This is a genomic window from Pseudomarimonas arenosa (assembly GCF_014841215.1).
GTDB lineage: Bacteria > Pseudomonadota > Gammaproteobacteria > Xanthomonadales > Xanthomonadaceae > Pseudomarimonas > Pseudomarimonas arenosa.
This window is the reverse complement of sequence record NZ_JACYTR010000101.1, coordinates 1-7,435: the sequence shown is the minus strand read 5'-3', so window position 1 is coordinate 7,435 and position 7,435 is coordinate 1. Positions and strand designations below refer to the sequence as shown.

Here is a 7,435-nt window from a genome sequence, read left to right as displayed (position 1 = left end):
GCTACGCGGGACTGCGTCCCGATCTCGCCCAAGTGGGCCCACCACTTGGGCTCGTCGCGCCTTGCACTCGACGCAAAGTCCTCGGTGATCATCCGCGCCCCCTCATGAAATATCCGGGCTAACCGACACAACCGGGTAAGCTACACCAAGCCCTTGCACGGAATCCGCATGGACAGTCGCCACAGCCCCACCGAGCATATGGTTTCGCTGCTGAAGCAGTCGCTGAGGAACCATCCACAGGCCTTGATGCCACCACCGTGCTTTGTCGAAATGCAGTCCGAGGTGATGGACTACTTCGATGGAGTGTGTCTGCGCATTCGTTTTCCTGTGCTGACCCGCTATCAGAATCCTTGGGGCTTCATGCAGGGCGGCTTCGTGGCAGCGGCACTGGACAACACCATCGGCCCATTCTCTTTTCTGGTGGGGCCGCCCAATGTCACTTCGACCATGCAGATCCACTATCTGCGGCCGGTCACGCCGGACCTGCCTCATATCGAATGCCAGGCGAATCTGTTGGATAAGAATGACCGCGGCATGATCATCCAGGGCCGGGTGTTGGCACCTGACCTGCGCGTGCTGGTGCTGGCCCAGGCGAATTGCCAGATTGTCTGATCGCGCCCCCCGTCTGTTGATCGTCTGGCATAGCCAGACCGGCGCCTGCGAGCAAGCCAGTGCTTGCCTGGCCGACGCCGCACGGCGGGCCCGGCCTGAACTCGATGTTCAACGATTGCATGCAGACGATTGCAATGCTGCATCGGTGCTATCGAGTCAGGCCATCGTAGTCGTAGCGGCGGAGAATCTGGCCGCGCTCAGCGGCCGCATCAAGGATTTCTTCGACCGCAGCTACTACCCGCTCCTCAACAAGACTCAGGGGCTGCCCTTCGCCAGCATCATCTGCGCCGGCAGCGATGGTGATAACGCTCAGGCGCAACTCGATCGCATTGCCCTGGGCCTGCGCTGGAGGCGCGTTGCCGAGCCGGTGCGGCTGATGATGCAGGCACAAACCGAGCAGGCCATCCTGGCGCCAAAAACGCTGAGCGAACAGCAACGGGCGCTATGCCAAGAGCTCGGAGAACTGCTGGCCGAAGGTCTCGCCATGCAAATCTTCTGAGGCGGTGTCTTTCGGCGACCTCATGGAATATTCGGGCTAGAACACGCGACTCGAAGCGTCAGGCTGGCGGTGGCTTGGGCGGACCTTCGGGTGGCTTCTGTGAGCGACGGCCGAGCGTCGGCAAGGAAGGCAGGGAGGGCAGCGACGGCAGTACCGAGGCTAGCGAGGACTTGGTCGAGGCAGTGTCTGCTTGATCTGACTTTTGAGTCGATTCGGCATTCTCAGCCTCGACATCGACTTGCTCAGCTTCCTTGTCGAGCTTGGCGTGCATGCGAGGGAAGGCCTTGGCGCCGGTGATATACAGCGCCCACAAGGGTGCCACCAGAATGGCCGCGCGGATCAATCCAAACTCTTTCATTACATCGACCGGCCACATAAAGGCCTTGATCGAGTTCATGATGGCGTCGATGCTGATGCCGGTGATCAGCTCCCAGACCCAGCTTTGCATATGGCTGCCGATCGAGCCCAGGGCATCGATCAGATCGGCCAGCTCAAGCTGGGCGAAGCGTACCGTGGTCATCAGCCCGTAAAAGCCGGCGCCGCTGCTGGCGACCCAGCGCTCAAGGCGTTCATCGACTCGCTTGCCCAACACATTGGGCGGCAATCGGCTCAGCAGCACCAGGCCGGCATAGGCGAACAGAAACAAGCCGAGCAGCATGAAGGCGCCGTCGCGCTCGATGGCACCGAATAGACCGAGCGCCACCCACAGGCCGCCGACGCTGATCAATGCGGTGCAGATCGGCTGCCAATGGCGACGAAAGGTAACGGTCCAGACACGGCGCAAATCGCTGCCGAGTTCTTCCAACATCACCTGCTCCGCTGGCTTGTTCACAGGATTCTCCCGACCGCTGTACGAACAGTCGCTGAGAACCAAGGACGAAGTGTAGCCGGCGACGTGACCGGGCCCAAAATAAAGAGGCCCCCTGACTTGCGTCAGCGGGCCTCTCTTACGGGCTGTATGCCGCCCGAACGCACCCGGTCCGCGAACGGACCGGCAGGCAAATCAAACTGCCTGAACCTGATCGGCCTGGAAGCCTTTCGGCCCCTTGGTGACCACGAAGCTGACCTTCTGGCCTTCTTTCAAGGTGCGGAAGCCGTTGCCCTGGATCGCGCGGAAATGCACGAACAGGTCTTCGCCTTCAGCGCGGCTGATGAAGCCGAAGCCCTTGGCATCGTTGAACCACTTGACGGTACCGGTTTCACGGTCGGACATGCTACTAACTCCAAAGAACACGTTGTGAGTTGCCCCGGGGGGCATTCCGCTTCATCTGCGAGGACCATAACGAGGACGCGATCGACTACGGCAGATCATCAGACTCACCGCGCATCCGTCACGATGTAATGTGACCGAGCAAGAAGCGGCTCGACAATACGCTATTTTTTTAACAAAAGATATAGCCCTGCCCGGCGCTTAGCGTGATTTGTTTACGTCCAGTCGGTGAGTTCCTCACGTTGGTAAAGAAGCGCAAAGCTCGGCCGCGCCTTCAGCGTCGCAGCGAAGCGCGCGAGATGCGGCCAGTCGGTAGCCGGTCGGGGCATGTTGCGCGACCAGCGCATCAGTACGCAGAGGTAAAAGTCCGCCGCACTGATGTCCGTTCCGAGCAGATACGGTCGCTCGGCCAACAGCCCGTTCCAGCGCTCCCACTCCAGGGCGATATCCCGCTCGGCGTGCTGCTTGTTGGCTGCGGCCGCCGCCGCGCCGGCCGCTTCCTCCGGATAGAACCAGCGTCGGAACGCCGGCTGCAAGGTGTTCGCCAGGTGCACCACATGCTGCAGAAATTGGGCGCGTTGCGCCGTGCCCATGGCCGGCGCCAGCCACTGCCCCGGCGCCTGTTCTACCAGCCACAGGAGGATCGCTGCCGATTCGGTGATTACTTGGTCACCCACCACCAGGGTCGGCACCGTGCCGGCCGGGTTGAGGGCCAGATACTCCGGCCGCTTGTGTTCGCGGCTGGCTAGATCCAGCTTGACCATCTCCACCGGCAGCCCGATCTCCAGCAAGAGCCAGTGCGGAATCATGGCGGCGGTGCTGGGGGCGTAATAAAGCTTCACAGACGGACTCCGAATGATTTGAGGAGGCTGGATTGTAGTTCCTTGCCGACGCCGAGCATGCCGGAGGGTGTGCACTCAGCTCAGTCGCGTTAGGATGCGCGGCCTCTCACTCGCCCCGTGTTGTCGCAATGCCCTTGCTGTCTTTTCAGGATGTCGACTATTCGGTCGGCGGCCCGCTGCTACTGGAACGCGCGAACTGGTCGCTCGAGCCGGGTGAACGGATCTCAGTGATTGGGCGCAACGGCGCCGGCAAGTCCACCCTGCTCAAGCTGATCGCCGGAGAGCTGCAGCCTGACGACGGCCAGATCGTGCGCCAAAGCGGCCTCAATGTGGGGCGTCTGCCACAGGAAGTGCCGGCCGATCTGTGCGGTCCGGTGGTGGATATCGTCACCTCAGGCTGCGGCGAAATGGGGCGGCTGCTGGCCGAATACGAGCATCTCAGCACGCACGGTGCAGAGCACGCATCGCGCCTGCAGCTATTGCACGATCTGATCGACACTGGCCAGGGCTGGAACCTGCAAACCCGCGTGCACAGCGTGCTACAACGATTCGAATTGGACGGCGAGGCCGAATTCGCCGCGCTTTCGGGCGGGCTCAAGCGACGGGTGCTATTGGCTCGGGCTGTGCTGAACTCGCCCGACATTCTGTTGCTGGACGAGCCCACCAACCATCTCGACATTCCCGCCATCGAGTGGCTGCAGGACTATCTGGTCGAATTTCCAGGCGCGGTCATCTTCGTCACCCATGATCGCGCGCTGTTGCGCGCAGTGGCGACCCGCATCATCGAGATCGATCGCGGACGGCTGACTTCCTGGCCCGGCGACTACGACAATTACCTGCGCCGACGCGCCGAGCGCGAACACGCCGAGGCGCTGGCCGATCAGCACTTTGATCGCAAGCTGGCGGAAGAGGAAGTGTGGATTCGCCAAGGCATCAAGGCGCGCCGCACGCGCAATGAGGGCCGGGTTCGCGCGTTGAAGAAAATGCGCGACCAACGCGCCCAGCGCCGTGAGGTCGAGGGTCGCGCCTCGATGCAGCTTACCGAGGCCGCGCAGTCCGGACGGCGCGTGATCCTGGCCGAACAACTCGGCTATGGCTGGAATGCGCAGACCTTGATCCAGCCGTTTGATCTGACCTTGATGCGCGGCGATCGGCTCGGCATCGTCGGCCGCAACGGCAGCGGAAAAACCACCCTCGTGCGCCTGCTGTTGGGCGAGCTGCAACCCACCGAGGGCACGGTGGCACTCGGTACGGGGCTGGAAATCGCCTATTTCGATCAGCATCGCAGCACCCTGCGCGAGGACTGGACAGCGCTGGACAATGTCGCCGAAGGGCGCGAGTACATCGAGCTCGACGGCAAGCGAAAGCATGTGTTGGGCTATCTGCAGGACTTCCTGTTCTCGCCCGAACGCGCCCGCGCGCCGATTACCCGCCTCTCCGGTGGCGAACGCAACCGACTGCTGTTGGCCAAACTGTTTGCCAAGCCATCGAACTTGCTGGTGATGGACGAACCGACCAATGACCTTGACGCCGAAACCCTGGAACTGCTGGAAGAGCAGCTGGCCGAGTACCGCGGCACGGTGATCATGGTTTCGCATGATCGTGCCTTTCTCGACGAAGTAGTCACCAGCCTGCTGGTGATCGACGACCAGGGACGAGTCACCGAATGGGTGGGCGGCTATCAGGATTGGCAGCGCCAACGTCCGGCTGAGACCGCACCGAGCAAACCCAGCGCCGAGCCGAAACCCGCGGCCGGCGCCGGCAGCGAGAGCAAGACCGAACGCCGCGCAGCCAAACTCAGCTACAAGGATCAACGCGAACTCGATGCCCTGCCCGCGCGAATCGAAACCTTGGAGGTGGAGATGCAGTCGCTGCAGTCGCGCATGAGTTCGCCGGATTTCTATCGCCAAGCGGCCGACCAGATTGTGGCCGAGCAGGCCAAAGCGACCCAGCTGCAACTCGAACTGGACGCTGCGTATGCGCGCTGGGAAGCCCTGGAAGCACAGCAGAACGGATAGTCATCATGCCCTACACACCCATACTGGCTACCCTTGGCTACGTGCTCTCGCCGGATAGGCGACGCGTCCTGATGATCCACCGCAATGCCCGTCCCGACGATGCCCACTACGGCAAGTTCAATGGCCTAGGCGGCAAGCTGGAATCCAACGAGGATGTACTCAGCGGCCTGCAGCGCGAGATTCACGAAGAGGCTGGCATCGAATGCCTGAGCATGCAGTTGCGCGGAACGATCAGCTGGCCTGGCTTCGGCAAGCATGGCGAGGATTGGTTCGGTTTCATCTATCTGATCGATGCCTTCCGCGGCGAGCCCAAGCCCTCTAACCCGGAAGGTGATCTGGTCTGGATCGAACTCGATGCAGTGCCCGATCTACCGTTGTGGGAAGGTGATCGACAGTTCCTGCCGTTGGTCTTCGATCAGGATCCGCGGCCCTTCCATGGTGTGATGCCGTATCTCGACGGCCGCATGCAAGGCTGGGCATTTCAACGCTGATGCGCCGACACTTGAGCATCTGAGCATGAACGGGCTAGCGCGGATCCTCGTTGGCTGAGGAATGTGCTTTCTCCTTGCCGGCCTCATCAGCTTGGCCGCTTGCGGCCCGATGCACCAGCTCGGCAGGCAACTGCTTGCGCGTTTGAACACCCAGTTCAATCAGTGAATTCAACTGCAGGACGATGCTGCCCTTGCCGCCATCGGTGAGCCGCCGCAACGCACTCGACTGCGCGCGTTGCGCTTTCTCCAGCTGCTGCCCGACCTGCTGCAGCTCGCCAACCAGACTGGCGAAATGGTCATACAGCTTGGCCGCACGATCAGCGATCTCGATGGCATTGACGTTGCGTTGCTCCATTCGCCAAAGATGCGCCACGGTGCGCAAGGTGGCCAGCATCGTGCTTGGGCTGACCAGGGCAACGTTGCGGCGCAAGGCGTACAGGTACAGCTCGCCCTCGTGCCGCACCGCCTCTACGAACGCGGCTTCCACCGGCACGAACATCAGCACGAAGTCCAGCGTGCGCAGTTCGCTGAGGTCGGTATAGGCGCGACTGCTGAGGCTATCGATATGACGACGCAGGCTTTGAATATGTTCCTTCAAGGCCTGGTGACGCTCGTCTTCGGTGACGGCTGCAACACTGCGTTCATAGGCCACCAGGGAGACCTTGGCATCGATCACCAGATCCTTGCCATCGGGCAGGTGCACGATGGCATCCGGACGCTGCAAGGCGCCGTCATCATCCTTGAATGAGGCCTGCATGACGTATTCGCGGTCGCGATGCAGGCCCGATGCCTCGAGCACTCGCTCAAGCACCAATTCGCCCCATGCCCCCTGCACCTTGCTATCGCCCTTCAGCGCACGGGTCAGATTGATGGCGTCCTCGCTGATCTGCTGGTTCAGCTGCTTTAGGCTGCGAATCTCGGCGGCCAGAATACCACGCTCGCGCTGTTCGGCGGCCTGGGTTGAGGCCATGGCCTCGCGGAACTGCTGCAGCTGCATTCGCAGCGGCTCCAATAGCCCTCCGATCTGATGCTGACTTTGCTGTCCGAGCTTCTCCGCCCGCTCCTCGAACACCTGCTGCGCCAGCTGCTTGAATGATTCTCGAAGTCGTTGCTCGGCTTCATTCAACAGGGCGAGCTTCTGCTCGCTGGCACGCTGCAGCTCTTCACCACGACCGCGCAGCTCGGCCAGCTCTGCGGCCAGGCGGGTCGACTTCGACTGCTCATCCTGCAAGCGTTGCTCACGCTGAGCGATCGCCTGCTCCAGCATCGACACGCGTTCGGCCCGGGCCTGCAGTGCGGCTCGCTGGTCGGACAGCAGGTCAGACCGATCACGCGAGGCCCGCAGAGCGACATCCATCTCGGCCAGCCGTTGCGCCAGCTCGTCTCTGCCGGCCTGGGCGGCATCCAGCCCGGCCCGCAGCGCCGCAATATCCGGCGCCAGATCGCGCCGGCCCTGCCGGCGCTGCATCGCTCCCCAGCCCACCACAGCTGTCAGCAAACCCAGGCCCAACAACAGCAGCAGCCAGAGCGGAAGGGAAACCATCTGTTCAAGCACAGCGAACAACCTCAAGCAAACTGCCGCGCAGTCTACCGCGAAGCCATTGCCTAGCAGGATATTGAGACTTGTTTCAGCAGCCTGTTAACCCGGATATTTCATGAGGGGGCGCGGATGATCACCGAGGACTTTGCGTCGAGTGCAAGGCGCGACGAGCCCAAGTGGTGGGCCCACTTGGGCGAGATCGGGACGCAGTCCCGCGCAGCTG

The 7,435-nt window shown here is 62.0% G+C and carries 8 protein-coding genes; 4 read left to right on the top strand and 4 right to left on the bottom strand.

Going from position 1 to position 7,435, the window contains the following annotated elements; genetic code table 11:
• The first annotated feature begins 168 nt into the window (after nt 1–168).
• Both IFO71_RS21045 and IFO71_RS21040 read left to right on the top strand, forming a co-directional pair.
• A complete protein-coding gene (locus tag IFO71_RS21045; protein WP_192031658.1) occupies nt 169–612 on the top strand; it encodes a PaaI family thioesterase in 444 nt (147 codons plus the stop codon).
• Entirely contained in the window at nt 605–1,111 is a 507-nt protein-coding gene (locus tag IFO71_RS21040) for a flavodoxin family protein (RefSeq protein WP_192031657.1), read from the top strand. The genes IFO71_RS21045 and IFO71_RS21040 overlap by 8 nt, the downstream gene beginning before the upstream one ends.
• A gap of 58 nt (nt 1,112–1,169) precedes the next feature.
• Here the strand turns inward: IFO71_RS21040 and IFO71_RS21035 are convergent, their stop codons facing one another.
• The 3 genes from IFO71_RS21035 to IFO71_RS21025 all read right to left on the bottom strand — a co-directional run bounded on the left by IFO71_RS21035 (nt 1,170) and on the right by IFO71_RS21025 (nt 3,163).
• Nucleotides 1,170–1,943, bottom strand: a complete 774-nt coding sequence (locus IFO71_RS21035) for a hypothetical protein (protein WP_192031656.1) — start codon at nt 1,941–1,943, stop codon at nt 1,170–1,172.
• Between the two features lie 171 nt (nt 1,944–2,114).
• Nucleotides 2,115–2,324 carry a cold-shock protein gene (locus IFO71_RS21030; protein ID WP_192031655.1) on the bottom strand — a complete coding sequence of 70 codons (210 nt, stop codon included), beginning with the start codon at nt 2,322–2,324 and terminating at the stop codon, nt 2,115–2,117.
• A gap of 212 nt (nt 2,325–2,536) precedes the next feature.
• The gene (locus IFO71_RS21025; RefSeq protein ID WP_332309433.1) at nt 2,537–3,163 is read right to left on the bottom strand and encodes a glutathione S-transferase family protein; all 627 of its coding nucleotides are present in this window, start codon (nt 3,161–3,163) and stop codon (nt 2,537–2,539) included.
• Nucleotides 3,164–3,291: 128 nt separating this feature from the next.
• Between IFO71_RS21025 and IFO71_RS21020 the strand changes: the two genes are divergently transcribed.
• Both IFO71_RS21020 and IFO71_RS21015 read left to right on the top strand, forming a co-directional pair.
• Complete coding sequence (locus tag IFO71_RS21020) at nt 3,292–5,181, top strand: ATP-binding cassette domain-containing protein (protein WP_192031654.1); 1,890 nt, start codon at nt 3,292–3,294, stop codon at nt 5,179–5,181.
• A 5-nt stretch (nt 5,182–5,186) separates the two neighbouring features.
• Nucleotides 5,187–5,672 carry an NUDIX hydrolase gene (locus IFO71_RS21015; RefSeq protein WP_192031653.1) on the top strand — a complete coding sequence of 162 codons (486 nt, stop codon included), beginning with the start codon at nt 5,187–5,189 and terminating at the stop codon, nt 5,670–5,672.
• A 34-nt stretch (nt 5,673–5,706) separates the two neighbouring features.
• On the opposite strand, the gene IFO71_RS21010 is transcribed toward IFO71_RS21015, so the two are convergent.
• Nucleotides 5,707–7,227 (bottom strand): DNA recombination protein RmuC, encoded by a 1,521-nt coding sequence (locus tag IFO71_RS21010; RefSeq protein WP_192031652.1) that lies wholly within the window; start codon nt 7,225–7,227, stop codon nt 5,707–5,709.
• Between the last annotated feature and the right edge of the window lie 208 nt (nt 7,228–7,435).